Origin of the sequence: Streptomyces sp. NPDC017991, assembly GCF_044328075.1 — a bacterium.
GTDB lineage: Bacteria > Actinomycetota > Actinomycetes > Streptomycetales > Streptomycetaceae > Streptomyces.
In genome coordinates, this window is sequence record NZ_JBIRGP010000021.1 from 1 (window position 1) to 24,157 (window position 24,157).

Annotated in this window: 22 protein-coding genes and 1 tRNA gene; 12 read left to right on the forward strand and 11 right to left on the reverse strand. The window is 70.6% G+C overall.

Translation table 11 applies throughout. The features are described from left to right. Together ACH4DZ_RS41315 and ACH4DZ_RS41320 are read right to left on the reverse strand one after the other, a co-directional pair. Positions 1–3,018, reverse strand: a 3,018-nt coding sequence (locus tag ACH4DZ_RS41315; protein ID WP_398294422.1) for an acyltransferase domain-containing protein, incomplete at its 3' end; no start/stop codon positions are given. Positions 3,019–3,119: 101 nt separating this feature from the next. Continuing rightward, positions 3,120–4,283, reverse strand: a complete 1,164-nt coding sequence (locus ACH4DZ_RS41320; RefSeq protein ID WP_398294424.1) for a pyridoxal phosphate-dependent aminotransferase — start codon at positions 4,281–4,283, stop codon at positions 3,120–3,122. A gap of 448 nt (positions 4,284–4,731) precedes the next feature. Between ACH4DZ_RS41320 and ACH4DZ_RS41325 the strand changes: the two genes are divergently transcribed. The 6 genes from ACH4DZ_RS41325 to ACH4DZ_RS41350 all read left to right on the forward strand — a co-directional run bounded on the left by ACH4DZ_RS41325 (position 4,732) and on the right by ACH4DZ_RS41350 (position 9,664). Continuing rightward, positions 4,732–5,271 carry a hypothetical protein gene (locus ACH4DZ_RS41325; RefSeq protein ID WP_398294426.1) on the forward strand — a complete coding sequence of 180 codons (540 nt, stop codon included), beginning with the start codon at positions 4,732–4,734 and terminating at the stop codon, positions 5,269–5,271. A gap of 94 nt (positions 5,272–5,365) precedes the next feature. Beyond that, positions 5,366–6,205 (forward strand): DUF4097 family beta strand repeat-containing protein, encoded by an 840-nt coding sequence (locus ACH4DZ_RS41330; RefSeq protein ID WP_398294428.1) that lies wholly within the window; start codon positions 5,366–5,368, stop codon positions 6,203–6,205. Positions 6,206–6,814: 609 nt separating this feature from the next. After that, positions 6,815–7,609, forward strand: coding sequence for a DUF4097 family beta strand repeat-containing protein (locus ACH4DZ_RS41335; RefSeq protein ID WP_398294430.1), 795 nt, complete (start codon positions 6,815–6,817; stop codon positions 7,607–7,609). Continuing rightward, positions 7,606–7,908, forward strand: coding sequence for a hypothetical protein (locus ACH4DZ_RS41340; protein WP_398294432.1), 303 nt, complete (start codon positions 7,606–7,608; stop codon positions 7,906–7,908). The genes ACH4DZ_RS41335 and ACH4DZ_RS41340 overlap by 4 nt, the downstream gene beginning before the upstream one ends. Further along, the gene (locus tag ACH4DZ_RS41345) at positions 7,905–8,876 is read left to right on the forward strand and encodes an ATP-binding cassette domain-containing protein (RefSeq protein ID WP_398294434.1); all 972 of its coding nucleotides are present in this window, start codon (positions 7,905–7,907) and stop codon (positions 8,874–8,876) included. The genes ACH4DZ_RS41340 and ACH4DZ_RS41345 overlap by 4 nt, the downstream gene beginning before the upstream one ends. Next, positions 8,873–9,664 (forward strand): ABC transporter permease, encoded by a 792-nt coding sequence (locus tag ACH4DZ_RS41350; protein WP_398294436.1) that lies wholly within the window; start codon positions 8,873–8,875, stop codon positions 9,662–9,664. The genes ACH4DZ_RS41345 and ACH4DZ_RS41350 overlap by 4 nt, the downstream gene beginning before the upstream one ends. A gap of 187 nt (positions 9,665–9,851) precedes the next feature. On the opposite strand, the gene ACH4DZ_RS41355 is transcribed toward ACH4DZ_RS41350, so the two are convergent. Next, positions 9,852–10,937 (reverse strand): WD40/YVTN/BNR-like repeat-containing protein, encoded by a 1,086-nt coding sequence (locus tag ACH4DZ_RS41355; protein ID WP_398294438.1) that lies wholly within the window; start codon positions 10,935–10,937, stop codon positions 9,852–9,854. Between the two features lie 213 nt (positions 10,938–11,150). On the opposite strand from ACH4DZ_RS41355, the gene ACH4DZ_RS41360 reads away from it, so the two are divergent. Beyond that, the gene (locus ACH4DZ_RS41360; protein WP_398294440.1) at positions 11,151–11,720 is read left to right on the forward strand and encodes a hypothetical protein; all 570 of its coding nucleotides are present in this window, start codon (positions 11,151–11,153) and stop codon (positions 11,718–11,720) included. A 90-nt stretch (positions 11,721–11,810) separates the two neighbouring features. Further along, positions 11,811–12,557 (forward strand): SDR family oxidoreductase, encoded by a 747-nt coding sequence (locus ACH4DZ_RS41365; RefSeq protein WP_398294442.1) that lies wholly within the window; start codon positions 11,811–11,813, stop codon positions 12,555–12,557. A gap of 108 nt (positions 12,558–12,665) precedes the next feature. On the opposite strand, the gene ACH4DZ_RS41370 is transcribed toward ACH4DZ_RS41365, so the two are convergent. Continuing rightward, the gene (locus ACH4DZ_RS41370) at positions 12,666–13,745 is read right to left on the reverse strand and encodes an NADH:flavin oxidoreductase/NADH oxidase (protein ID WP_398294444.1); all 1,080 of its coding nucleotides are present in this window, start codon (positions 13,743–13,745) and stop codon (positions 12,666–12,668) included. A 138-nt stretch (positions 13,746–13,883) separates the two neighbouring features. Here ACH4DZ_RS41370 and ACH4DZ_RS41375 point away from each other — a divergent pair, with 138 nt between their 5' ends. Beyond that, entirely contained in the window at positions 13,884–14,243 is a 360-nt protein-coding gene (locus tag ACH4DZ_RS41375) for an ArsR/SmtB family transcription factor (RefSeq protein WP_384799254.1), read from the forward strand. Here ACH4DZ_RS41375 and ACH4DZ_RS41380 read toward each other — a convergent pair. Together ACH4DZ_RS41380 and ACH4DZ_RS41385 are read right to left on the reverse strand one after the other, a co-directional pair. Beyond that, positions 14,163–15,671 carry a nucleobase:cation symporter-2 family protein gene (locus ACH4DZ_RS41380; RefSeq protein ID WP_398294446.1) on the reverse strand — a complete coding sequence of 503 codons (1,509 nt, stop codon included), beginning with the start codon at positions 15,669–15,671 and terminating at the stop codon, positions 14,163–14,165. The two genes, ACH4DZ_RS41375 and ACH4DZ_RS41380, sit on opposite strands and share 81 nt — an antisense overlap. A gap of 174 nt (positions 15,672–15,845) precedes the next feature. Then, a complete protein-coding gene (locus ACH4DZ_RS41385) occupies positions 15,846–17,201 on the reverse strand; it encodes an FAD-dependent oxidoreductase (RefSeq protein WP_398294448.1) in 1,356 nt (451 codons plus the stop codon). Between the two features lie 236 nt (positions 17,202–17,437). Here ACH4DZ_RS41385 and ACH4DZ_RS41390 point away from each other — a divergent pair, with 236 nt between their 5' ends. Then, positions 17,438–17,911 carry a DUF6214 family protein gene (locus tag ACH4DZ_RS41390; RefSeq protein WP_398294580.1) on the forward strand — a complete coding sequence of 158 codons (474 nt, stop codon included), beginning with the start codon at positions 17,438–17,440 and terminating at the stop codon, positions 17,909–17,911. 126 nt (positions 17,912–18,037) lie between these two features. Here the strand turns inward: ACH4DZ_RS41390 and ACH4DZ_RS41395 are convergent, their stop codons facing one another. Continuing rightward, a complete protein-coding gene (locus tag ACH4DZ_RS41395; RefSeq protein WP_398294450.1) occupies positions 18,038–18,694 on the reverse strand; it encodes a DUF305 domain-containing protein in 657 nt (218 codons plus the stop codon). A 219-nt stretch (positions 18,695–18,913) separates the two neighbouring features. Between ACH4DZ_RS41395 and ACH4DZ_RS41400 the strand changes: the two genes are divergently transcribed. Next, entirely contained in the window at positions 18,914–20,416 is a 1,503-nt protein-coding gene (locus ACH4DZ_RS41400; protein WP_398294452.1) for an LVIVD repeat-containing protein, read from the forward strand. On the opposite strand, the gene ACH4DZ_RS41405 is transcribed toward ACH4DZ_RS41400, so the two are convergent. Next, the gene (locus tag ACH4DZ_RS41405) at positions 20,404–21,129 is read right to left on the reverse strand and encodes a TetR/AcrR family transcriptional regulator (protein ID WP_398294454.1); all 726 of its coding nucleotides are present in this window, start codon (positions 21,127–21,129) and stop codon (positions 20,404–20,406) included. The two genes, ACH4DZ_RS41400 and ACH4DZ_RS41405, sit on opposite strands and share 13 nt — an antisense overlap. Positions 21,130–21,323: 194 nt before the next feature. Continuing rightward, on the reverse strand, positions 21,324–22,019 hold the full coding sequence (locus tag ACH4DZ_RS41410; RefSeq protein WP_398294456.1) for an HAD family hydrolase: 696 nt from the start codon (positions 22,017–22,019) through the stop codon (positions 21,324–21,326). Positions 22,020–22,120: 101 nt separating this feature from the next. Here ACH4DZ_RS41410 and ACH4DZ_RS41415 point away from each other — a divergent pair. Beyond that, positions 22,121–22,194, forward strand: a tRNA-Met gene (locus tag ACH4DZ_RS41415). A gap of 89 nt (positions 22,195–22,283) precedes the next feature. Here the strand turns inward: ACH4DZ_RS41415 and ACH4DZ_RS41420 are convergent. Together ACH4DZ_RS41420 and ACH4DZ_RS41425 are read right to left on the reverse strand one after the other, a co-directional pair. Next, complete coding sequence (locus tag ACH4DZ_RS41420; protein WP_398294458.1) at positions 22,284–23,519, reverse strand: epoxide hydrolase family protein; 1,236 nt, start codon at positions 23,517–23,519, stop codon at positions 22,284–22,286. Positions 23,520–23,619: 100 nt separating this feature from the next. Continuing rightward, entirely contained in the window at positions 23,620–24,084 is a 465-nt protein-coding gene (locus tag ACH4DZ_RS41425) for an Lrp/AsnC family transcriptional regulator (RefSeq protein WP_398294460.1), read from the reverse strand. Positions 24,085–24,157: the final 73 nt, after the last annotated feature.

A 24,157-nucleotide genomic window follows, 5' to 3' on the forward strand; every position in this document is an offset into this window, starting at 1 on the left:
GCCGCCGGCCAGTGCCAGGTCGACCTCGCCGGACCGCAGCGCCTGCGCGGCCAGATGCAGCGCCACCAGCGACGAGGAGCACGCGGTGTCCACCGTCACGGCCGGACCGCTCAGGCCGAGCGCGTAGGAGACGCGGCCCGAGAGCACGCTGGTGAAGTTTCCGGTGAGCAGATAGCCGCCGGCGTCGTCGTCCGCCTCGTGCAGGCGGGGGCCGTAGTCCTGGCCGATGGCGCCGAAGTACACGCCGGTGCGGCTGCCGTGCAGGGCCGCCGTGTCCATCCCGGCCCGTTCGAGGGACTCCCAGACGGTCTCCATGACCAGCCGCTGCTGCGGGTCCATCCCCAGCGCCTCGCGCGGGCTGATGCCGAAGAACTCGGCGTCGAACCGGTCGGCGTCGTACAGGAAACCCCCGTACCGGGTACTCGACGTGCCCGACCGGTCCGGGGCTTCGTCCAGAAGGCTCTCCAGGTCCCACCCGCGGTTGTCGGGGAACTCACCGATGACGTCCCGTTCGTCCATCAGCAGTTTCCACAGCTCCTCCGGTGTGGCCACCCCGCCCGGGAAGCGGCACGCCATGGAGACGATCGCCACGGGCTCGTCGGGTGCCGCGACCGTACGGCGCGGCGCCGTACGGTCCGCGGGCCGGACGCCGCTCAACTCGCCCTGGAGGAACGCCACCAGCCGCTCCGGAGAGGGGTGGTCGAACAGGAGGGTCGCCGGCAGCCGCAGGCCGGTGGCGGCCACCAGGCGGTTGCGCACCTCCACGGCGGTCGCCGACTCCAGCCCCAGATCCCGGAACGCCTCGGACGGGTCGTCGGGGTGCTCCTGGCGCCCCAGGACCGCGGCGGTCTCGGAGAGCACGAGATCCAGCAGGAAGCGGGCGGTCTCCTCCTCGCTCCGGCCCGCTGTCCGCAGCTCCGCCGGGATGTGCGGTGCTCCGGGCGCCGCGGCACCGTCGTCGGTGTCCGGCAGCCGCGCGGCGTGACCGAACGGATAGCCGGGCAGGTCGACCGGCGCGGCATCGGCCGGGAACGCCGGGCGCCAGTCCACCGCGGCGCCGGCCGTGTACAACTCGGCCAGTGAGGTGAGGAAGCGGCGCGGACCGTCCTGGTCGCGGCGCAGCGTGCTCACCACCGTCGCCGTCGACTCCGCCTCCTCCAGGGTCTGTTCGAGCGCCATGGTCAGCACCGGGTGCGGGCTGATCTCGACAAAGGCGTCGTGGTCCGCCAGCGACCGGACCACCTGGTCGAACGCGATGGTGCTGCGGAGATTGCGGTACCAGTAGCCCGCGTCGAGGGCGGTGGTGTCCAGGACCTCGCCCGTGACGGTGGAGTGGAACGGCACGGACCCGGCGCGTGGCGCCACAGGCGCCAGATCGGCGAGCAGTTCCTCGCGCAGCCGCTCGATGTGCGCGGAGTGCGCGGCCACGTCGACCGGGATGCGCCGGGCCCGGACGCCCTGAGCGGTGAACTCCGCCAGCAGTTCGTCGACGACCTCGCGGTCGCCCGACAGCACCACCAGCCGTGGTCCGTTGACCGCCGCGAGGGACAGCCGCCCGGCGTGGCGTTCCAGCAGCGGCCGCACCTCGGCCGACGGCAGCGGTACGGAGATCATCGCGCCGAGGCCGGCGAGCCGGGCCTGTGCCTTGCTCCACAGCGCGACCGTGCGCGCCCCGTCCTCCAGCGACAGGCCCCCCGCGACCACGGCCGCGGCGATCTCCCCGTTGCTGTGCCCCACCACCGCCGAGGGACGCACGCCGAACGACTGCCACAGGTCGGCTAGCGCCACCAGCACGGCGAACAGCGCGGGCTGCACCACGTCGTCGCGGGTCAGTGGCGGCGCGCCGGGTGCGTCGCGCAGCACGTCCTCCAGGGACCAGTCGATGTAGGGGGCGAGGGCCCGGGCGCAGTCGTCGATGCGGTCGCGGAACACGTCCGAGCTGTCCAGCAGGTCGCCGGCCATGCCGGCCCACTGCGAGCCCTGGCCGGGGAAGACGAACACGACGCGGTCACGGGGCCCGGCCGCACCGCCGATCCGGCCCGTGCTGCGGCGGCCGGTGGCCAGCGCGGCCAGTTCACCGGTGAACTCCTCGCGGGTCTCCGCCAGGACGACCGCCCGGTGCCGGAACGCGGTGCGGGACACCGCCAGCGCGCGGCCGTACTCCGCGACACCCGGTGCGTCGGCCCCGACAGCGTCCGGGAGCCCGGTGGCCTCGTCGAGGTGGGCGAGCAGCCTGCTTCCCTGGGCGCGCAGCGCTGCGGCGGTGTGCCCGGACAGCATCCAGGGCAGCGCGCGGCTACGGAAGGCGGCCGGCTCGTTCGTCGGCACCCGCTCCGGCTGCCGGCCGCCGCCGTCGCGGATCCGCTCGACCAGAGTGGTCAGATCGGCGGTGTCCTCGCCGTTTTCGCTGTCCCCGCCGTCCCCGGCGTCCCCGGCGTCCTCGGTGTCACGCAGTACCGCACGGACCCGGTCGCCGTCGGCCAGCGCGCGGGTAAGTGTCTTGAGGACCAGCACGGCGCCGCCCGTGGCGCCCGCCCCGTCCGCCGTCGGTTCGCCGCCGGTGAGTACGCTCCCGCCGCCGCCCGCCCGCAGCTGAGCGCAGGCCCGTCGTACGGCGGTCAGCGCGGGGACGTCACCGGTCGTGATCGTCTCGCTGGGTCCTCGCAGACCGAACACCGAGGAGACCACATCGGCGACGCCGGCCCGTTCCGAGCCGAGAAACACCCCGGTACCGCCGTCGCGGAGCTCGGCGGGCAGCACACCGGCCGATTCCAGCGCCTCCCAGCACAGCTCCAGCATCGTCCGCCGCCGCGCGTCCAGCGCCGTGGCCTCCTCCGGCGCGACACCGAAGAAACCGGCGTCGAAGAAACCGGCGTCGAAGCTGTCGTGGGCGGCGGAGTCCCCGGCGGTGTCCCCGGCGGGGTCGCCGGGCGTACTCGGGAAGCGGTCCGACAGCCCGATGACGGCGATCGGCTCCCGAGCGCCTCCGGTATCGCTGCGGCGATTCTCAACAGACACGCGGTCCTCACTTCAGGTCAGCGGCGTTCTATGGGGCTTGTAGGGGGCCGTGCCGCCCGGACCGTGCCGTGCCACCGGTGCGTCGGGCGCGGGCCCTGCGGTCACTCCGGCAGCAGTTGCCGTCCGGCCGTGCGCAGGGTCTCCAGCGGACGGTTGAACGCGATGCGCACGTACTGGTCCCCGTCGGCGGGGTCGGCGAAGAAGGCGCCGCCCGGGACGATCAGCACCCGGCAGCGGTTGACGAGGTCACGCATGAACTCCTTGCTGTTCTGCCGTCCACCGGTGAGCGGGCTGATGTCCGCGAACAGATAGCAACCGCCCTCCACCGGAGCGAACTTCATGCCCAGCCGGGAGAAGATGTCCTGTGCCAGGTCGCGCCGCGCCGACATCTGCGCGGCCACGGCTGCCCGGTCCACCGACTGGATGGCCAGGCCGGCGGCGTGCTGCAACGGGGCGGCGGTGCCCAGGGTGGTCAGCTGATGCACCCGCTGAAGCACCTGGGTGCGTGCGGGATCGGCACGCAGGAAGCCCAGTCGCCAGCCGCTCACCGCATGGCTCTTGGACAGCGAACCGACCACGATGCTGCGCTCGCAGAGGCCGGGGACGTCGGCGACGGAGAGGTGACGCCGGCCGTCGAAGACATAGGTGCTGTAGACCTCGTCGCTGATGACGGTGACGTTCCAGCGCTCGCACAGCTCGGCCAGCCCGGTCAGCTCGTCATGGCTGAGCACCCGTCCGGTGGGGTTGCTCGGAGTGTTCAGGACGATGGCCCGGGTCCTTGCGGTGAAGGCCGCCGCCAGCGTGGCGGGGTCGAAGCGCCACTCGGGCGCCTCCAGCTCGACGAACCGTGGAATTCCGCCGACCAGTTCGATGGCGGCGGCGAACTGGTCGAAGCCCGGGGTGAACACGATGACCTCGTCGCCGGGGTCGATGGTCGCCAGCAGTGCGAGGTACAGGGCCTCGGTCGCTCCGGCGGTGACGGTTATCTCGGTGTCGGCGTCGGTGGGAGCGCTGAGCATCTCGGCGATCCGCTGTCGCAGCAACTGTCCGCCGGCGGGATTCTCGTACTGGTTGTGTCCCGCCCGCATGGCACGGGACGCCTCCTCGATCATCGCCGTCGGGGTATCGGGATAACCCGGGGTGCCGATCGCCAGATCTATGGCGTCGGTGCTTCGTCCGAGCATGAACACCTCGGCCAGGCCGCTGTTCGGCAGCCGGGCCGCCCGCGTGGAGACGGCGGACCTCGCGGCCGGGTAATGCGTCATTTCCGATCCTCCCGCTGCTGGATCACTGAATGCGGCCGACGCCGCCGGTGCATCCGGTAAATCAACCGGCTCAGCCGTTTATGTCAATTCCTGCGGTTCTTCAATTCCTGTGGAAGGCCCGCACGGCCGCGCTTCTTTGGCAGGGGCCGTGCGGACCTGGGAGCGAACTGCCAGACGGTGCGCGACAGTACGCCATTTCCCGTTTCCCCGTAGTGCGGGATTACCGCACCCGCTTGGGACTTTCGCACTTTCTGATTCCAGCGACGGCAAACATACCCCTCGGCCGGGGAATGGTGAACCAGAAATCAGCGGCACCGGATAAATGCGGCTCAGCGCATTCGGGCAGACGCGGTAAAGCCCGAGTCCGAAGGGGGCATCGGGATCTGTCCCGTCGACGGGACAGGTATCCAGGTTGCGCGTGGCACCATTGTGGTGCAATCTTGGCGCTATGGACCTCACGCGGTACGTCGACAGCTTGCGGCAGGAGTTCGTCGCCGCGGCCGAGACGGGTGACGAAGCGTCACGTGAACTGGCTGAACGTCTGGTCGCGCCGCTGTCGTCGGTCGTCCGGCTCGCCCTGCTCGAAGCGTTGTCGGCCGCCGCGGACGAGATCACCCGTGAGTTGGCGCCTGGCTCGGTGGAGATCCGGCTGCGCGGGCTCGATCCGAGTTTCGTGGTGACGCTGCCCCCCGCGGCCCACGGATTCGAAGACAAACCCGAGGAAGACTTCCCGCGCGAGGAGAATTCCGGACGGCCCGCTCTGTCCGCGGTGGCGGGCGGCGACGACGGCGCCACCTCGCGTATCAACTTTCGTCCCCCGGAGTATCTCAAGGCGCGAATCGAAGAGGCCGCGAGCCGGGAACGGCTGTCCGTCAATGCCTGGCTGGTCCGTGCGGTGTCCGAGATGCTTGAGACGGAGAACCGCTCTCGCGTGCCCGAGCGGCGCGCCGCTCGTGGAAGTTCGCAATTCAGCGGCTGGGTGAACTGACCACCGGCGCTGTTTCCCAAGTGCTGCGTTTCGGTACCGCCGGCCATGCATCCGGTCGGCCGCACGTCTGGCCGGTCAATCAGGAAGGGCGGCAATGCCAGCCTTCGAGACACCACAGCCGATCACGGTGACCATCGACCTGTCGGTCGGTGACGTACGTCTCGACGCTGGAGACCGCATCGACACGGTCGTCGACGTGCATCCGAGCGACCCGCGCAACGAACTCGACGTCAAGGCCGCCGAGAACACTCGGGTCGAGTACGCGGGTGGCCAGCTGCTGGTGAAGGGGCCCAAGCAGCGCCAGCTGTTCGGCCGGGCCGGGTCCATCGATGTGCGGGTCGAACTGCCGTCGGGATCCGAGATCCGGGCGGTCGCGCAGACGGCGGCTTTCCGAGGCACCGGCCGGCTGGGGGAGTGCCGCTTCAAGACGTCCATCGGCGATGTCCGGTTGCAGGAGACCGGTCCGCTCATCGCCGCCAGTTCGCTCGGGGACATCTCCGCGGACCGGGTCGAGGGCGCAGCCGAAGTCACCACCGGGTCCGGCGCCGTGCGGATCGGCGAGATCGAGGGCCAGGCCGTGATCAAGAACTCCAACGGAGACACCGTGGTGCGGTCGGTGACCGGTGACCTGCGGGTGAAGGCCGCCAACGGCGGCATCTCCGTCGACCGGGCGCTCGCGGCCGTGGAGGCCAAGACCGCCAACGGTGACATCCGGATCAGCGAAGTGGTGCACGGTTCGGTGATGCTCGGGACCTCCAGCGGTCAGCTGGACATCGGTATCCGTGCGGGCACCTCGGCGTTCCTCGACGTACGGACCAAGTCGGGGCGTGTGTACAACTTCATGACCGCGACGGACAGTCCCGGGACCGCCGATGCGCGGGTAGAGGTGTACGCCAGCACCTCGCGGGGAGACATCGCCGTCCGGCGCGTGTGATCCGCCCTGGGTGAGAGCCGGACAGCGGTGTCCGTAACCGTGAGAATGCTCGGGCGCCGCAGGGGTTGAGTGCGGCTCGGCAGGCGGTACCGGCGACGGCCGGACCTGCCCGTCGCTGCCGTACGGCGACGGCCGCCCGGGCCGTGGCGCTGCGTGCCCCCCTTGCCTACGTGCCCCCTTGCTTGCTTGCCTGTCTGCCTGCCTGTCTGCCGATCGAGCCGCCGGTCCGTGTGCGCGGGGGCCGTGGGGCGGTCAAGTGCTTCGCCGGTTCACGGACACCGGGCCGGAGTTGTCCGCTGCCGTCTGACGTGGACCCCGAAGACGACGCCTGGGAGCCGCCGAAGAGGATGCCGAAGAGGACGCCGACTGGGTGGCGGTGCCATGTAACGCCAAAGCGGCTTGCGGTGGCGCCATCATGGTGCCACGATGGTGGAGGCGGGGCGCGCCGCGCTCGTACACCGCCGCAATCCGCACTCCGCTCACCGCAGTCCGTGCCGCGCCCCCGGGTGTGCGAGGACGCACCACAGACCGAACAGGACGGGACCCGCCATGCCTGCTTTCGCCACTCCGTCACCCCTTTCCGTGAATCTCTGGCTGCCCCGGGGAGCCGTGCGCGTCACGGCCGGCACGAGGTCGGAGACCGTGGTCGAGGTGAAACCCAGTGACCAGAACAGCGAGCGGGACCGGAAGGCCGCCGAGCGGACCCATGTCGACTGCTCCGGCACCGAGTTGGTGATCGAAGGCCCCCGCAAGCGCAGCTTCCTCGACGGCGGCGGCTCGGTCGACATCTCCGTCGAACTGCCCGCCGGGTCACGGCTGTCCGGGAAGAGCGACATGGGCGCCCTCTACTGCGTGGGTGAGCTGGCCGGCTGCGAGTTCACCACCGACTTCGGCGAGATCCAACTGGACCGCACCGGTGAGGTTCAGTTGCAGAGCGGCTCCGGCGACATCGCGGTCGGCTCCGTCTCCGGTGACGCCGACATCCGGGCCGGCTCCGGCGACATCCGGCTGGGCAGTGTCGACGGGGCGTTGACCCTCAAGAACTCCAACGGCGCAATACACGTCAAGGAGGTCACCGGACCGGTCAAGGCGACCGCCGGCAACGGCGACCTCATCGTCGGTGTGGCCCACACCACCGTCACCGTTCGGTCCAGCAACGGCCACATCCGCGTCAACGAGGCGCTCGGGGGCCGGCTGGAGTTGAAGACCTCGGCCGGTGAGATCGAGGTGGGTGTCCGCGAGGGCGCCACCGCCTGGCTCGACCTCCAGACCAAGTCCAAGATCGGCACGGTGCACAACTCGCTCGGCCCGGCCGAGTCGTTCGTCCGCGACGACGCCGACCTTGAGGTCCACGCGGTCACCAGCAGCGGCGACATCGTGGTGCGCGGGGCGGACCAGGCGTGAGACAACAACTTCCGTTGCGGGCGGGCGCGTTGAGGCCTTCCGCCGCATCGACGGGTACGTTCGGGGGTGCCGTCGCCCTCAAGAGCGTGCGCATCACGCGCACGCCGTGCACCGAGGCCGGGGACCTGCCGGTCGGCGCCGCTCGCGGACTCTCCGCCTCCCCGGACGACGGCACCACCTTCGGCCGCATCCACCACCCGCTCAAGAACGCCGGCGGCACTGCCGTCGACCTGGACATCCACGCGACCACCGCGCACGGCGACATCACCGCCCGAAGCCTCCGAGGAGCACTCCTGTGACCAATCTGGCCATCGCGGCGAACGGGCTGCGCAAGTCCTACGGCGACAAGGTCGTGCTCGACGGCATCGACCTGGTCGTCCCCGAAGGAACGATCTTCTCCCTGCTCGGCCCGAACGGGTCCGGCAAGACCACCGCCGTCAAGGTCCTCTCCACGCTGATCTCCCCCGACCCCGCCTCCGGCGCGATCAGTGTCGGCGGCCACGACCTCCGCGCCGACCCGCAGGCGGTCCGGGCCATGATCGGTGTCACCGGGCAGTTCTCCGCGGTCGACGGGCTGATCACCGGCGAGGAGAACATGCTCCTCATGGCCGACCTGCACCACTTGTCCAAGACCGAGGGCCGCCGGGCCGCCGCCGAACTGCTGGAGCGCTTCGACCTGGTGGAGGCTGCCAAGAAGCCCGCCTCCACCTACTCCGGCGGTATGAAGCGCCGCCTCGACATCGCCATGACCCTGGTCGGCAGCCCGCAAATCATCTTCCTCGACGAACCGACCACCGGCCTCGACCCCCGCAGCCGCCACAACATGTGGCAGATCATCCGCGAACTGGTCACAGGCGGCGTCTCCGTCTTCCTCACCACCCAGTACCTCGAAGAAGCCGACGAACTCGCCGACCGCATCGCCGTACTCAACGACGGGAAGATCGCCGCCCACGGCACCGCCGCCGAACTCAAGCGGCTCATCCCCGGCGGACACATCCGGCTCCGCTTCACCGACCCGACCGCCTATCAGTCCGCCGCCACCGCGTTGCGCGAGGTGACCCGCGACGACGAGGCGCTGGCGCTGCAGATCCCCAGCGACGGCAGCCAGCGCGAGCTGCGCTCCATCCTCGACTGGCTCGACTCCACCGGTATCGAGGCCGACGAGCTGACCGTGCACACCCCCGACCTCGACGACGTCTTCTTCGCCCTGACCGGTACCGCCGCCCCGGCCGATCAGCCCCATCTCCCCAAGGAGACAGCCCGATGAGTTCCCTCTCCCTCGCCGTGCGCGACTCGTCCACGATGCTGCGCCGCAACCTCCTGCACGCCCGGCGCTACCCGTCGCTCACCCTGAACCTGCTGCTCACCCCGATCATGCTGCTCCTGCTCTTCGTCTACGTCTTCGGCGACGCGATGAGCGCGGGCATCGGCGGCGGTGGGGCCGACCGCTCCGAGTACATCGCCTACATCGTCCCCGGCATCCTCCTCATGACCATCGGCTCCAACGTCGTCGGCACGGCCGTGTCCGTCGCCACCGATATGAACGAGGGCATCGTCGCCCGCTTCCGCACCATGGCCATCCATCGCGGCTCCGTGCTCTTCGGACACGTCGTCGGCAGCGTGCTGCAGGCGATCATCAGTGTCGTTCTCGTCGGCGCCGTCGCCGTCGCCATGGGCTTCCGCTCCACCGACGCCACCGTCCTGGAGTGGATCGCGGCATTCGGACTGCTCGTACTGGTCGCCCTGGCCTTCACCTGGATGGGGGTCGGCCTGGGTATGGGCAGTCCCAACGCCGAAGCCGCCAGCAACAACGCCATGCCGCTGATCCTCCTGCCCCTCATCTCCAGCGCCTTCGTCCCCATCGACGCGATGCCCGGCTGGTTCCAGCCCATCGCCGAGTACCAGCCCTTCACACCCGCCATCGAGACCTTGCGCGGCCTCCTTCTCGGCACCGAGATCGGCCACAACGGATGGCTCGTCGTCGTCTGGTGCCTCGGCCTCACCGCGCTCGGCTACCGCTGGTCGAGGGCGCAGTTCAACCGCGACCCGAAGTAGGCGACTGCGCGACCCGAAGCAGGCGACTGTGGGGTGAGCGGGCGGCGGTTCTCGTGGCCCGCCCCTGCGGCGCCGGACACGCCGACCCGCGTCCCGCCTGCGTGAGCAGCACCCGTCGGTGGCACCGCACGTTCCGCTCCGGGGCGTGCGGTGGCCCGGCTGTCAAGGACCGCCTGTGGGGCGCCGCTCAGTCGATCACCGCCGCCCGTACGCAGAGCACGTCCGGCAGATGCGACGCCAGTTGCTGCCAGGTGTCGCCGTCGTCGGCAGACGCGAACACCTCGCCGTTGCGGTTGCCGAAGTACACGCCCGCCGGGTCCGCGCCGTCCGTGCACAGGGCGTCCCGCAGCACCGTGCCGTAGTGGTCCTCCTGCGGCAGCCCCGCGGTGAGAGGCTCCCAGCTCTTGCCCGCGTCCGCCGTGCGGAAGACACGACATCGGCGGTCCGCCGGGACCCGGTCGGAGTCGGCGGTGATGGGGAACACGTACGCGGTGCCGCCGCGGTGGGGATGCGCGGCAGCGGCGAAGCCGAACGTGGACGGCAGGCCCTCGCCGATGTCCGTCCAGTGCGCCCCGGCGTCGTCGCTGCGGTACACACCCCAGTGGTTCTGCAGATAGAGCCGGTCGGGGGTGGCCGCGTCCTGCGTGACCTTGTGGACGCACTGGCCGAACTCCGGGTTCGGATCGGGCAGGAACACCGCCGCGACCCCGGAGTTGGACGGCGACCAGCTCTTCCCGCCGTCCTCCGTACGGAAGACACCGGCCGTGGACACGGCGACCGTCACCGCCCGCGGATCGCGGGCGTCGGTCAGGATCGTGTGCAGACCCTCCCCGCCGCCACCCGGCACCCACCGGGAGCGGGTGGGGTGCTCCCAGAGCGGGCGGACGAGCTCGAAGGACTCGCCGCGGTCCGTCGAGCGGTACAGCGCGGCGGGCTCCGTGCCCGCGTACACCACGTCCGGCTCGGCCGCCGCCGGGTGCAGCTGCCAGACCCGCTCCAGCGAAGCACCCGTGTCCTGGGGGAACTTGACGGCGGCCTTGGCCGGTTCGGTCCAGGTGCGCCCCAGGTCGTCGGAGTGGAACACCGACGGGCCCCAGTGCGCGCTGTCGCCTCCCACGAGAAGTCTCGGCACGTCACGACGGGTGTCGATGGCGACCGAGTAGACCGCCTGGGCATTGAAGTACGGGCTGTCGTCGAACTCCCACGCGCCACCGCGCCGCCGCCCGACGAACAGTCCTTTGCGCGTGCCAACCGTGAGCAGAACCTCGGTCATGCCGATCCACCTCCGGACGTCGTTGTCTCAGATATCGGCCAGTCTGCACCCCACCACTGACAGTCACCCCTGGACGCCATATCGGTGCAGGTCAGGGCGATTCCCAAGAGGTGCCGGCGGTGCACCAGCGATGTGGGGCAGGTCTCGTGAGCAAGCGGGCGGCCTCGCCCGTATGGGAGGGGGTCCGGTGTGCGCGTGTGGAGAGGGGCCCCGATGGCGGCTTTGCGTGGTCCGAGGGCGTTGCTGTGGCGTTGGTGGCCCAATCCGCTGCGGCGGCGCAGCGACAGGATCGAGGCCTGGACCCTGCTCACCGCCGGGCTCCTGGCCCTGCTCGTGGGGACTCTCGCGGGCCTGTGGGCGACCCGGTCCGTCGAACTCGGTCTCGCGCGGGAGCGCGTGGAGTGGCGCCCCGTGACCGCGCTGCTCACCGAGCGCGCGCCGGGCACAGCCTCCGGTTCCGAGCAGGTGTGGGCCGAGGTCCGCTGGTCCGTCGCGGACGGCTCCACCCACGAGGGGCAGACCCGGGTCGATCCGGGCAGCGCCGCGGGGACCCGGGTCACGGTGTGGAGCGATCTCCAGGGACGCCTGGTCACCAGACCCGCCACGCAGGCCCAGGCGAGCCTGCGGGCGGGACTCATCGGTGTCCTGGTGGGGGCGACAGCGACGCTCGTGCCCCTCGCGGGCGGGCGGCTGGTCACGGGGCGCCTGGAGCGCCGGCGGCTCGACCGGTGGGACACGGAGTGGGAGCGGGTCGGCCCCCAATGGAGGTGGAAAACCGGCTGAGGCGGCGCCGGCTGTCACGGATCAGGACCCTGCCCGGTCAGCATGGTGAACACGTCCGATTCCGACGGACGAAAGCGGAAGGGTCGCTCCATGAAGATCGTAGTGATCGGCGGTACCGGGCTCATCGGGTCGAAACTGGTGGACAGCCTTCGGGCGGACGGCCACGACGCCCTCCCGGCCTCCCCGAACACCGGCGTCAACAGCATCACCGGCGAGGGCCTCGACGAGGCGCTGAAGGGCGCGGCGGTCGTCGTCGACGTGTCCAACTCGCCCTCCTTCGAGGACAGCGCGGTGCTGGAGTTCTTCCGCACGTCCACGGGCAACCTCGTCGCGGCCGAGGCCGCGGCGGGCGTGGGGCACCACGTCGCCCTGTCGGTCGTGGGCAGCGACGCGCTGCCCGACTCGGGCTACCTGCGGGCCAAGGTCGCGCAGGAGGAGCTGATCAAGGGGTCCGGAATCCCGTACTCCGTCGTGCGTGCCACGCAGTTCTTCGAGTTCGTGCGGGGCATCGCGGCCGGGTCCACCGAAGGCGACACGGTCCGGCTGCCTTCCTCGCTCCTGCAGCCCCTCGCGTCCGACGACGTGGTCGCGGCGGTCGCCCGGGTCGCCGTGGCGGCTCCGCTGAACGGCACCACCGAGGTGGCGGGACCCGAGGAGCTGCACCTCGACGAGTTCGTCCGCACGGGCCTGGCGGCCGAGAAGGACCCGCGCGAGGTCGTCACCGACGAGTCCGTCGGCTACTTCGGCGCGAACCCCCAGGGTCGCGAGCTGCTGCCCGGCCCCGGGGCCCATCTCGCCGAGACCCGCTTCGCGGACTGGCTCGAACGCCGACGGTAGTCCCCGACCGGCGACGGACCCGGGACGGCAGATCCCGACGGAGCCCGGGACGACAGATCCCGACGGACCCCGGGTGACAGATTCCGACGGACCCCGGTGCAGGTCCCGTCAGACCGAACGGTGGTACTGGTCCGGTACGTGCACGGCGCCCCCGAGTTCGCGGGCCGCGTGCCGGGCCCACGACGGGTTGCGCAGCAGTTCCCGGCCGAGCAGCACGGCGTCCGCCTCGCCGTTGGCGAGGATCTTCTCGGCCTGCTCGACTTCGGTGATGAGACCGACGGCGGCGACGGCCATGGAGGTCTCGTCCTTGATGCGGGCGGCGAAGGGGACCTGGTAGCCGGGCCCGACCGGGATGCGTACACCGGCCGCGTTGCCGCCCGTGGACACGTCGATCAGGTCGACACCGTGGGCGGTCAGCTCGGCGGCGAGACGGACCGTATCGTCGGCCGTCCAGCCGTTCTCCGCCAGCCAGTCGGTGGCCGAGATACGGAAGAACAGCGGCTTGTCGTCGGGCCACACCTCGCGCACGGCGTCGACGACCTCAAGGGCGAAGCGCACGCGGTTCTCCCACGAGCCGCCGTACGCGTCCGTGCGCCGGTTGGAGTGCGGGGAGAGGAACTCGCCGATCAGATAGCCGTGGGCGCCATGGATCTCGGCGATCTGGAAGCCGGCGTCCAGCGCCCGCCGTGCGGCGTCGGCGAACTGGCCGACGACCTCGCGGATCCCGTCCACCGTCAGCTCGGTGGGCACCGGGTGGTTCTCGTCGAAGGCGAGCGGGCTCGGCGCGAGCGCCTGCCAGCCGTGCGCGTCGGGTCCGACCGGCGCGCCGCCCGTCCAGGGGCGGTCCGTCGAGGCCTTGCGGCCGGCGTGCGCGAGCTGGATCGCCGGGACCGTGCCCTGCGACACCAGAAAGCGCGTGATCCGCCGGAACGCCTCGACCTGGGTGTCGTTCCAGATGCCCAGGTCGTACGGTGAGATCCGGCCCTCGGGGCTGACCGCGGTGGCCTCGACGATGATCAGGCCCGCTCCGCCGGCGGCACGGGCCCCGTAGTGCTGGAGGTGCCAGTCGTTCGGCGCGCCCGCCTCGGGTCCCTCCGGCGCGGCCGAGTACTGGCACATCGGCGGCATCCAGACCCGGTTCGGGACGGTCAGCTCGCGCAGGGTGTAGGGCTCGAAGAGCGCGCTCACGGCGGACTCCAATCATGGCGGGGCGGGGTGGTCAACTCGTACGATAGGCATCGTAGTACGGTGGATGTCAAACTACGAAGGCTCTCGTACAATGGGGGGCTCCGGGGAGACCTCCGGACCCGACGTACTGGAGCCGCCGTGACGATCGCCGCCCCGACCGGCAGCAGCCGCGACCTGCCGCATCCGCAGCGCGCGGAGATCCGGCTGGAGGCCGTGCTGCACGCGCTCTCCGACCCGCTGCGGCTCCAGGTCGTGCGGGAGCTGGCCGCCGACGGCGACGAGCTCTCCTGTTCGCACTTCGACCTGCCCGTCACCAAGTCCACGACCACGCACCACTTCCGGGTGCTGCGCGAGGCCGGGGTGATCCGGCAGATCTACCGGGGCACCGCCAAGATGAACGGGCTGCGCCGGGACGACCTAGACGGACTCTTCCCGGGTCTTCTCGACAGCGTCCTCGCCGCGGCCGCCCGGCAGGCCGTCCGGCTCGGGGGCCGCTGAACCGGCCTGTGCGGGAATCCCGGGATCCGCCGCACCGTCGGGGCCCGCCGCACCGTCGAGGGTCGCCGCACCGTCGCGGTCCCCTGCACGGGCTTTCGCCGCGAGGTGGTTGAAGAGCAGGTTCAGTGTGATCGCCGTGAGACAGCCCGCGCTGATACCGCTGTTCATCACCGTCTGGAACCAGTCGGGGAACTTCTCGTACACCGTCGGAACGCCGACCGGCAGCATGCCCACGGCCACCGAGACGGCCACGACCGTCAGGTTGTCGTTGCCCTTGAAGTCCACCTGGGCCAGGGTCCGCAGCCCGCTCGCGGCGACCGTGCCGAACATGACCAGACCCGCGCCGCCGAGCACCGGAGCCGGTATCGCCGCGACCACCGCGCCCAGCTTCGGCAGCAGGCCGAGCAGGACGAGGATGCCGCCCGCGGCGGCCACGACCCAGCGGCTGCGGACCCGTGTCATGCCGACGAGGCCCACGTTCTGCGCGTACGCCGTGTACGGGAAGGTGTTGAACACGCCGCCCAGGACGGTGGACAGGCCGTCGGCGCGCAGCCCGTCGCCGAGCGTCCGGGGCTCGATCCGCCGCCCGGTCATCTCACCCACCGCGATGAAGTCACCGGTCGTCTCGGTCATCGTCACCAGCGCCACGACCAGCATCGACGCGATCGCCGACGCCTCGAAGGTGGGGGCGCCGAAGTGGAAGGGCGTGCTGACGCCGAGCCAGTGCGCGTCCCCGACCCCGCCGAAGTCCGTGAAGCCGAGCGGGACCGCGACCGCGAGACCCACGACGATGCCGATCAGCACCGCGATCCGGCTCAGGAACGCCGGCGCGAACCGCTGCACACCGAGCACCACCGCGAGCACGAAGGCGGCCAGCGCCAGGTTCTTCGGCTCACCGAAGTCCGCCGAACCCGCGCCGCCCGCAGCCCAGTTGCCGGCCACCGGCAGCAGCGAGAGCCCGATGATCAGGATCACCGTGCCCGTGACGAGCGGCGGGAAGAACCGCAGCAGCTTCCCGAAGACCGGTGCGAGCAGCATGATGGCGAGACCGGCGACGATCACCGAGCCGTAGATCGCGGGCAGTCCGCCGCCGCCCGTCCCGATCAGCACCATCGGCGACACGGCCGCGAAGGTGCACCCCTGCATGATCGGCAGCCGCACCCCGAACCGCCAGAAGCCGACGCACTGGATGAGCGTCGCGATGCCGCACACCAGCAGGTCCGCGGTGATCAGGTACGCCATGTCCGCGGGCGGGAGCTTCATCGCGCTGCCGACGATCAGGGGGACGGCCACGGCGCCCGCGTACATCGCGAGGACGTGCTGCAGACCGAACGCGGCGAGTTTGTGGACGGGTGGGACCTCGTCCACAGGGTGCACGGGGCGCACGGGGCGCACTTGCCGTGCGGGCTCAGGGGCGGGGGTTGCCATGGGTATGACTCCAGGAGTGGCGGAGAGGGGGCTGTCCGTGACCGTACGGGGGTTAAACAATTTGTTGATTTCAGGGGTGTTGCCGGTTGGTGTCCTGCCCGGAGGGGTCGTTCGTCACCCGCGGGTCCTACGTGGCGGGGCGCGCAGTTCCCCGCGCCCCTTTCGGGGGGACCCCTACGGGGTGCCCTCGGCCCCGGACGCCTCCATCAGTGCCTGCCAGTCGGGGAGTTTGACCACGCCCCTGCCCAGCGAGGCGCCCAGGGCCGCCTCCGCCCGTTCGATCGACTGCCAGCCCGACCAGTCGACCGGGCGCAGGCCCTCGGACCGCAGGGCGGCGAGCGGGTCGGGCGGGACCTCGCGGTGCACGAGGGCGGGGGCGTCCTCCAGGAGTGACGTCACCGTTTCCTTCGCGCAGGGGCGGTTGGTGCCGATCACGCCCGTCGGGCCGCGCTTGATCCAGCCGGCCACGTACTCGCCGGGCGCGACCGAGCCCTCCCGCAGGACGCGGCCCGCGAGATGCGGAACGGTGCCGCGGTCCGCGTCGAACGGCAGGCCCTCCAGCGGAACCCCGCGATAGCCGACCGAGCGCAGGACCAACTGGGCCCCGATGTCCTCGTAACGCCCCGTGCCCGTCACGCCGCCGAGGCCGTCCGGGAGGGTCCGTTCGAAGCGGACCGTGCCCACGCGCCCGCCGCCGTCCGGGAGCAGTGCGACCGGCCGCAGGAAGAAGCGGAGCCGGATCCGCCGGGAACCGGCGGACGGCGGACGCGCGGCCCACCCGCGCAGCACCTCCACGTTGCGCCGCTGCGCGGCGGGCAGGACGGACGGATCCAGGTACGCCGGATCGAGCGCCAACTCCGCCGGATCCACGACCACTTCGGTGTCCGGCAGGCTGCCCAGCTCCCGCAGTTCCTTGGTGGTGAAGCGCGCCTGCGAGGGGCCGCGCCGCCCCACCATCTGGATCTCCCGCACCTGGCTGTCGGCGAGGGCGGCGAGTGCCGCCTGGGGCATGTCGGTCGCACTCAGTTCCGCGGCGCCGCGGGCCAGTATCCGGGTCACGTCCACCGCCACGTTCCCCACGCCGATGACGACCGCCGCCCGCGCGCCGGCCACGAAACCGTCGGACACGACGTCCGGGTGCGCGCTGTACCAGGACACGAAGTCGGTCGCCGACCAACTGCCCGGCAACTCCTCGCCCGGCACTCCGAGGTGCCGGTCGGTGGCGGCGCCCACGCAGTACACGACCGCGTGGTAGAGGTCCCGGAGCCGGACGGCGGGCAGACCTTCCGGGCCGATCCGGACCCCGCCGAGGAACCGCACCCGCTCGTGCTCAAGGACCGTGCGCAGCGTGCCCTGCAGCGACTTGATCTTCTCGTGGTCGGGCGCCACTCCGTAGCGCACCAGACCGTACGGGCACGGCAGCCGGTCCAGAACGTCCACCCGGATTCCGGGCACCCGCTCCTGCTGGACGAGACCCTGCGCGGCGTACACCCCACTCGGCCCTGAGCCGACGACGGCGACCTGCAGCACGGCACAACCCCTTCCCCGAGGAGAACGAGGAGCTCGCTGGTGCTTCCAGCATCGCACCGCACAGGGCGCCGGGGGAGGGGTGGGAGAGGGCCGGGCCGAGGCGCTGCGCCGACAGTGTGCCGCGCGGGCCACGCGCGCGTGCCTGTCCACGATGAATGTGATCATGCGGTTACGTTGCGTATGTGCTGGAAACATCCTTTCTTCATCTTTCTGATCGTGATGAGCCGGACGGGGCGGTGTCCGTACGGCGCGCCTGGCAAGTGCGCGAGAACGACACCGCCACGACGTGGTGCGATGTCCGGCTGAGTTTCGCCGACGGCGCCGGGGTCGACCTGCTCGCGGCGGTGTGCGAGGGGTGCGTCTGCATCGAGGACGTACGCGCCCGGCCCGCGCTCTCCCTCGACGACCTGGCCGTGCTCGCCGACTGGATCGAGGGCCCGCTCCTTGAGGCGTGCGGGGGCACGGCCGTGGCGGCGGGCGCCGCGGGCGGTGACGGGGGCCCCGGCAAGCGGCACGCGCGCCCTGCGCCGCCGCGCGGTGTCGAGAGCCGTCGGCTGGTCGCCGGGGAGTATCTGGCGGCCCAGCGGTCGGGGCGCGATCCGGTGCTCGCGGTGATGTCCGCGACGGGGTACAGCCGGCGGCGGTCGCTCAGGCTGATCGCGGGGGCGCGGGACGCGGGGCTTCTGGCCGCGCGGCATGTCCGGCGCTGACGCCATCCGGCTCCGCAGGTGCCAAGGAGCGGCCGGTCGGGTGCAGCTCGGGTGCGGGTGCGGGTGCGTCGTGGCCGGCCGCGCAGTTCCCCGCGCCCCTCGGCGGGCGCGCCTGCGGGGCTGCCCTCACATCTCGCGCATCCTGCTGATCTCGGTCGTCTGCTGGGCGATCACGTCGTCGGCCATTTCGCCGATCTGGATGTTGTTGCCCTGGGAGAGGACGTCCGTGGCCATGGTGATCGCCCCGTTGTGATGGGTGATCATCAGCTTCAGGAACAGCTCGTCGAACGCCTTGCCCCTCGCCGCGCGCAACGTCTTGAGCTGCGCCTCGGTCGCCATGCCCGGCATCACGTCGTGGTGGTGACCCTTGTCCTTCTCGCTCTTCCCGTCGCCGCCGTGGTTCTTGAGCCAGGCCTTCATCGTCTCGACCTCCGGCCCCTGTGAGGCGGCGATCCGCTCGGCGAGCCGTTTCACCGGCGTCGACGAGGCCTGCTTCGGGGCCAGTTCGGTCATCACGATGGCCTGGGTGTGATGCTCGATCATCATCCGGGCGTAGTCGAAGTCCGCGGAGTTGGGGGTGTCGTCGTCGGACCGCTGCTTCGCCGCGTCCGCGGCGGAGAGCGTCTCGGCGGCCTCGCCCGGTTTGCCCGGCGCGATCACCGAAGGGCCCGTGTCCGGAGCGGACTTGGCGTCGTCGTCGGAGCCCGTGCAGCCGCCGAGTGCGAGAACGGCGGCCGTCACGGACGCCGTGATCAGACGGCGGGACGTACGGCGAGCGAGCACAGTGACCTCCTGTGGCACATGAATCGGCAGACACCTGGTGAATCTTGTGAGTGCGGACACCTTGTGAGTGTCGATGACCGTCCTAGCACGCTTCCGCGCGCCAATGATCAAAAACATTCATTACGAATGCGTTGCCACCTGTTGATCTGTGCATGATGAAGACGATACTGCGGTGGTACCTGAACCGTTCGACTTCGAACGGCCACTAGGGAGGACGCAGTGATCCTGTTGAACAATCACCGAACGCGGCGCAGACGTCTGGGAGTTGCCGCCACCGCGGCCGGTCTGCTGGCCGCCCTGCTGACGGCGGGCCCCGCGGTCGCGACCCCCGACCCCGGGGACGCTCCGGTGACTTCGGAGAAGGTCTCCAAGAGCGAGGCGGCCGAGGCCAGAGCGGCGATCGCGAACGGCGAGATACCCGGGCAGGACGAGATCGTCCACTCGGACAACATCCAGCACCTCGCGAACATCCCCAAGGACGCCCTGCCCGGCACCAACTCGGACCTCGCCTTCCAGGGCAAGTACGCGTTCGCCGGCAACTACGACGGCTTCCGCATCTTCGACATCAGCAACCCGAAGGCCCCGAAGACGGTCTCCCAGGTGCTCTGCCCGGGCTCGCAGAACGACATCACCGTCTCCGGCGACCTGCTCTTCCTGTCCACGGACTCCTCGCGCAGCGACAACTCCTGCAGCAGCACCACGCAGCCCGCGACCGAGAAGTCCTCCTGGGAGGGCATGAAGGTCTTCGACATCAGCGACAAGAAGAACCCGAAGTACGTCGCCGCCGTCGAGACTGCCTGCGGCTCCCACACCCACACGCTGGTGCCGGAGCGCAAGAACGTCTACGTCTACGTGTCCTCGTACTCGCCGAGCGCCACGTTCCCCGACTGCCAGCCGCCGCACGACGGCATCTCGATCATCAAGGTGCCGCGCAAGGCTCCCGAGAAGGCGGCGGTCGTCAGCTTCCCCGTCCTGTTCCCCGGTGAGGGCGCGGACGGCGGCGGCAACCCGGGCGGACCCACCAACCCGGGCGTCTCCAAGACCACCGGCTGCCACGACATCACCGTGCTGCCCTCCAAGGACCTCGCCGCGGGCGCCTGCATGGGCGACGGCATCCTGTTCTCCATCAAGGACCCGGAGAACCCGAAGATCATCGACCAGGTCCAGGACAACGTGAACTTCGCGTTCTGGCACTCGGCGAGCTTCAACCAGAAGGCCGACAAGGTCGTCTTCACCGACGAGCTGGGCGGCGGCGGTGCGGCCACCTGCAACGAGACCGTGGGCCCGAACCGCGGCGCGGACGGCATCTACGACATCGTCGGCAAGGGCGACAAGCGCAAGCTCGTCTTCAAGAGCTACTTCAAGATCCCGCGCCACCAGGCCGACACCGAGAACTGCGTGGCCCACAACGGCTCGCTGATCCCGGTCAAGGGCAAGGACATCATGGTCCAGGCCTGGTACCAGGGCGGTATCTCCGTCTGGGACTTCACGAACTCCTCGAAGCCCAAGGAGATCGCCTTCTTCGAGCGCGGTCCGCTGAGCACCACGACCATGGTCACCGGCGGCTCCTGGTCCGCGTACTACTACAACGGCTACATCTACTCGAACGACATCGCCAAGGGCTTCGACGTTCTGAAGATCAATGACCGTCGTACGGATCCGGCGAAGAAGAACCGGCTGAACGAGCTGAACGTCCAGACGCAGCCGGACTACTTCGACTGACCGGCGGCGTCCGTCTCCTGGTTCGCCACGCCACCGTGACCGCGGCCTTCTTCCAGCTCGCGGCCGCCGGGAGCGAAGAACCGTGAGAGATCGTCGTGGTACGTCCCGCCGGGTGCTTCGGCGCCCGGCGGGGCACCCCGTTCCCAGTCCAGCCCGTACCGCCGGAACAGCTCGGCCCGCAGCACCGGCACCGGCATCGGGACCCCGGGCACCAGGGCCGAGTACACCGCGCCCATCAGCAGCGCCCGCAGCATCGGGTAGTCGGCGGCGGTGTCCGGCGAGCCGTAGCGGGACATGGTGTCGCTCAGCAGCTCCGCCAGCCGGCGCTGCTCCGGACACTGCTTGAACCCCTCGCCCTGCAGGATGCCCGCCATGTGCTGGCGCATCAGCACCGGGTGGTCCCGGGCGAGGCCCAGGATCGCGTCGATGGCCCGCGCCATCCGCTCCTGGCCGTCCTCGGTGCACGGCTCGCGCTCCAGCGCCTCGTCCAGCGTGCGGTGCATCAGCCGGTGCACGGCGGACTGCACGAGCAGACGCTTACCGGGGAAGTAGTACGAGACGAGACCCCGGGCGGAGCCCGCGCGGTCCGCGATGTCGCCCAGCGTCGTGGCGTCGTATCCCCGCTCGCCGACGAGCTCCAGCGCCGCCTGCAGAAGCCGCTCGCGCGAACGCCGCCGCAACTCTTCATTGACCGATGCGCTGCGAGGGGACATCCTATGAACTCCTGCGTTGACTGGCTGCCAGCCAACTATACTCAGCGCGTCCGGGCCGGTCCCCTCGGGGATCACTTCCGGGCTGCCGTCCGTCCGGGGCGACGCGGGGGATCGTCCCGGGCGGTCGGGAAGGAAGCAGCGCGCCCCTGCCGGGCTATCAGAGCTGAGGGACGGCCCGGGGGATCAGGCCCGGATCAGGTGGGGATCAGGTCCAGTACCGGCCGAAGTCCGTTCGGCCGGTCGGTCACCGGCAGATGGTCGACGAAGTACACCCCGCACCCCAGGGCCGCCGCTCCGCCGTCCGCCAGCCGGTCGTCCCCGACCATCAGGGTGTCGCGCGGATCGGCCCCGAGCGCGTCGCAGGCCGTCGCGAAGAGCCGGGCGTCCGGCTTCTGGACACCGTGCTCGTACGACAGGACGTAGGTCCCCACGTACGCGTCGAGGCCGTGCTCGCGGAAGACGGGCCGCAGATCCCAGCCGATGTTGCTGACCACACCGATGGCGACCCCTCGGCCGCGAAGCGTGCGCAGTACGTCGATCGCGTCGGCGTACGGACGCCAGGCCGCCGGGTTCATGTGCCGGTCGTACAGCGCCTCGTACAGCTCCGCGGCGGGCAGCGCCACCTGGCGGCAGGCTCCGGTGTACGCGGCCCGGTGCGCCTCGGCGCTCTCGTCGCGGATCCCCCACAGCGCGGTCAGCTCCGGCGGCACCGGCCCCCTGTGCGGAGCGCCGCCGGGCAGCGCGCCCGCCGCCTCCAGTTCCTTCGCCGTCCGGAGCAACTCCTGCTCCGGCAGGGATGTCCCGGCCTCGGCCAGTACGGTGCGCAGCCAGCTCTCGGTGGATTCGATACGGAAGAGGGTCCCGGAGAAGTCGAACAACACGGCAGCCATGCGGGGGAAGTTACCCACCCCGCGGTCCGGGTATGTCCTCCCGCGGGCCTCCGCCCCTGGTCAGAGAGGTGCCGTTCGATGCCGTAGGGTGGAGACATCGACGCGGGGTGGAGCAGCTCGGTAGCTCGCTGGGCTCATAACCCAGAGGTCGCAGGTTCAAATCCTGTCCCCGCTACTCGTTTCCGAGGGCCCGTACGGCATCAGCCGCACGGGCCCTCGGGCGTCGCGTCGGAGTGCCGGCCGTGCCCGACGTCCGACGCGCACTCAGGGCCTGCGGTCCCGGAAGGTGCGGCGCAGGTCGCTCACCCAAGCGTCGGGGTTCTCCCACGGGATGAAGTGACCGCCGTGGTCATGGGCGTTGACGTTGACGTGGTGGAACCAGGCCGCCTGCGGGCCGGTCTCGAACGCCCGGACGCGCTCTGCGGCGGTGTGGACGCCGGGTGGGTTCTCGTACGTGACGAAGGTCAGGCCGACCGGGGCCTGCACGACCGGGGTGCGGTCATGGGAAGGGACCCACGGGTAGCGGTTGGCGTTGGCGTAGTAACGCATCGACGTGGCGATGGAGTTGTTCACCCAGTAGATCGTGGCGTGGGTGAGCAGGTCGTCCCTGGTGAAGACGGACTCGACGTCGCCGCCGTTGTCGCTCCAGGAGTTCCAGCGCTCCAGCAGCCAGGCGAGCAGCCCGGCGGGAGAGTCGCTCAGCCCGTGGGCCAGGGTGGCGCCGTCGAGCATGTGCACGGTGAGGTGGGACGCCGAGCGGTGGTCCAGCTCGACGACGCGGGCGCGCACGTCGGCTGGCTGGTCGTCGGTGAGGGGCCGGTTCCGGGCGAAGTCCCAGGCGCGGGGGCCGGTGAAGAAGTCCAGCGGCAGACCGGAGCCGATGTGGATGCCGTACAGCTCGTCGGCGTACTTGTGGCCGAGCTGGCTGGAGACGATCCCGCCGATGTCGCAGCCCCCGGCGGCGTACTTCTCGTAGCCCAGGGTCTCGGTCATCAGGGTGTGCCAGAGGTCGGAGACCTTCCAGAAGTTGACGTCCGGGAAGCCGGTGAGCGGGCCGGGGAAACCGAAGCCGGGCAGGGACGGCACGATGACGTCGAACGCGTCCGCGGGGTCACCGCCGAACGCGGCCGGGTCGGCGAGCGGGCCGATCACCTTCGACCAGTGCCAGAACGTCCAAGGCCAGCCGTGGGTGAGGATCAGCGGGACCGGGCGGGGGCCGCGGCCCGCCTTGCGCATGAAGTGCACCGGGACACCATCGACGGCCACGCGGTAGTGCTCGTGGACGTTGATGGCGGCCTCGGCCCTGCGCCAGTCGTAGCCGTCCCGCCAGTAGGCGACCAGCTCACGCAGACAACTGTCCGGGACGCCGTAGGACCAGTCCTCGTTCCCCTCGTCCAGTGGGGGGCGGGTCGACGCGAGACGGGCGCGCAGGTCGTCGAGGACCTCGTCGGACACGTGGATCGGGGTGGGCTCCAGGGGGAAGGTGCGCGAAGTGGTCATGGCATGGGTCCTTACGGGCGCGGAGGAAACCGTGTCGTCGTCGGTCTGCCGAAGGGGCGGTCGGGTCGGTCGGGTGGCCCGCCACGCCGCCGATGCGCTCCTACTCCGCGGGCGGCAGCGGGCCGAGGACCGGGTTGGTCAGATGCTGGTAGATGATCGAGGTGCGGAAGGCGATGATCTCGCGGCGGTTGGTGAACTGGTCCAGGAGGAAGGCGTGCAGATGGTCGATGTCCTGGGCCGTGACATGCACGAGGAAGTCGTCGCTCCCGGTCATCGTGTACACGGAGACGACCTCCGGCAGTTGGGTCACCGACTGCTCGAACGCGGTGACGACGTCCCGGCGCAGGGGGCGTACCTGGGTGAACACCATCGCCTGGACCGACCGGTTGAGGGCCTTGAAGGAGATCTCGGCCCGGTAGCCCCGGATGACGCCGCGCCGCCGCAGGAGCCTCGTGCGTTCCAGACAGGTCGAGGGGGCTATGCCGAGTTTCCCGGCGAGGGCGCGGTTGGACTGCCGACCGTCGGCCTGCAGTTCGCGCACGATCGCCGAATCAAGTTCGTCCACGGCTTCCTCCACTGTCCGCCTGCCGAATGGGATTCGGTGCAACTCCCGGTGGTCCGCGCATCAGCCTAGCTTC

Excerpts from the sequence above, each read along its gene's own strand:
- ACH4DZ_RS41320 (WP_398294424.1), bottom strand. The coding sequence starts at position 4,283 with ATGACGCATTACCCGGCCGCGAGGTCCGCCGTCTCCACGCGGGCGGCC.
- ACH4DZ_RS41325 (WP_398294426.1), top strand. The coding sequence starts at position 4,732 with ATGGACCTCACGCGGTACGTCGACAGCTTGCGGCAGGAGTTCGTCGCC.
- ACH4DZ_RS41330 (WP_398294428.1), top strand. The coding sequence starts at position 5,366 with ATGCCAGCCTTCGAGACACCACAGCCGATCACGGTGACCATCGACCTG.
- ACH4DZ_RS41350 (WP_398294436.1), top strand. The coding sequence starts at position 8,873 with ATGAGTTCCCTCTCCCTCGCCGTGCGCGACTCGTCCACGATGCTGCGC.
- ACH4DZ_RS41355 (WP_398294438.1), bottom strand. The coding sequence starts at position 10,937 with ATGACCGAGGTTCTGCTCACGGTTGGCACGCGCAAAGGACTGTTCGTC.
- ACH4DZ_RS41360 (WP_398294440.1), top strand. The coding sequence starts at position 11,151 with ATGGCGGCTTTGCGTGGTCCGAGGGCGTTGCTGTGGCGTTGGTGGCCC.
- ACH4DZ_RS41365 (WP_398294442.1), top strand. The coding sequence starts at position 11,811 with ATGAAGATCGTAGTGATCGGCGGTACCGGGCTCATCGGGTCGAAACTG.
- ACH4DZ_RS41380 (WP_398294446.1), bottom strand. The coding sequence starts at position 15,671 with ATGGCAACCCCCGCCCCTGAGCCCGCACGGCAAGTGCGCCCCGTGCGC.
- ACH4DZ_RS41405 (WP_398294454.1), bottom strand. The coding sequence starts at position 21,129 with ATGTCCCCTCGCAGCGCATCGGTCAATGAAGAGTTGCGGCGGCGTTCG.
- ACH4DZ_RS41410 (WP_398294456.1), bottom strand. The coding sequence starts at position 22,019 with ATGGCTGCCGTGTTGTTCGACTTCTCCGGGACCCTCTTCCGTATCGAA.
- ACH4DZ_RS41420 (WP_398294458.1), bottom strand. The coding sequence starts at position 23,519 with ATGACCACTTCGCGCACCTTCCCCCTGGAGCCCACCCCGATCCACGTG.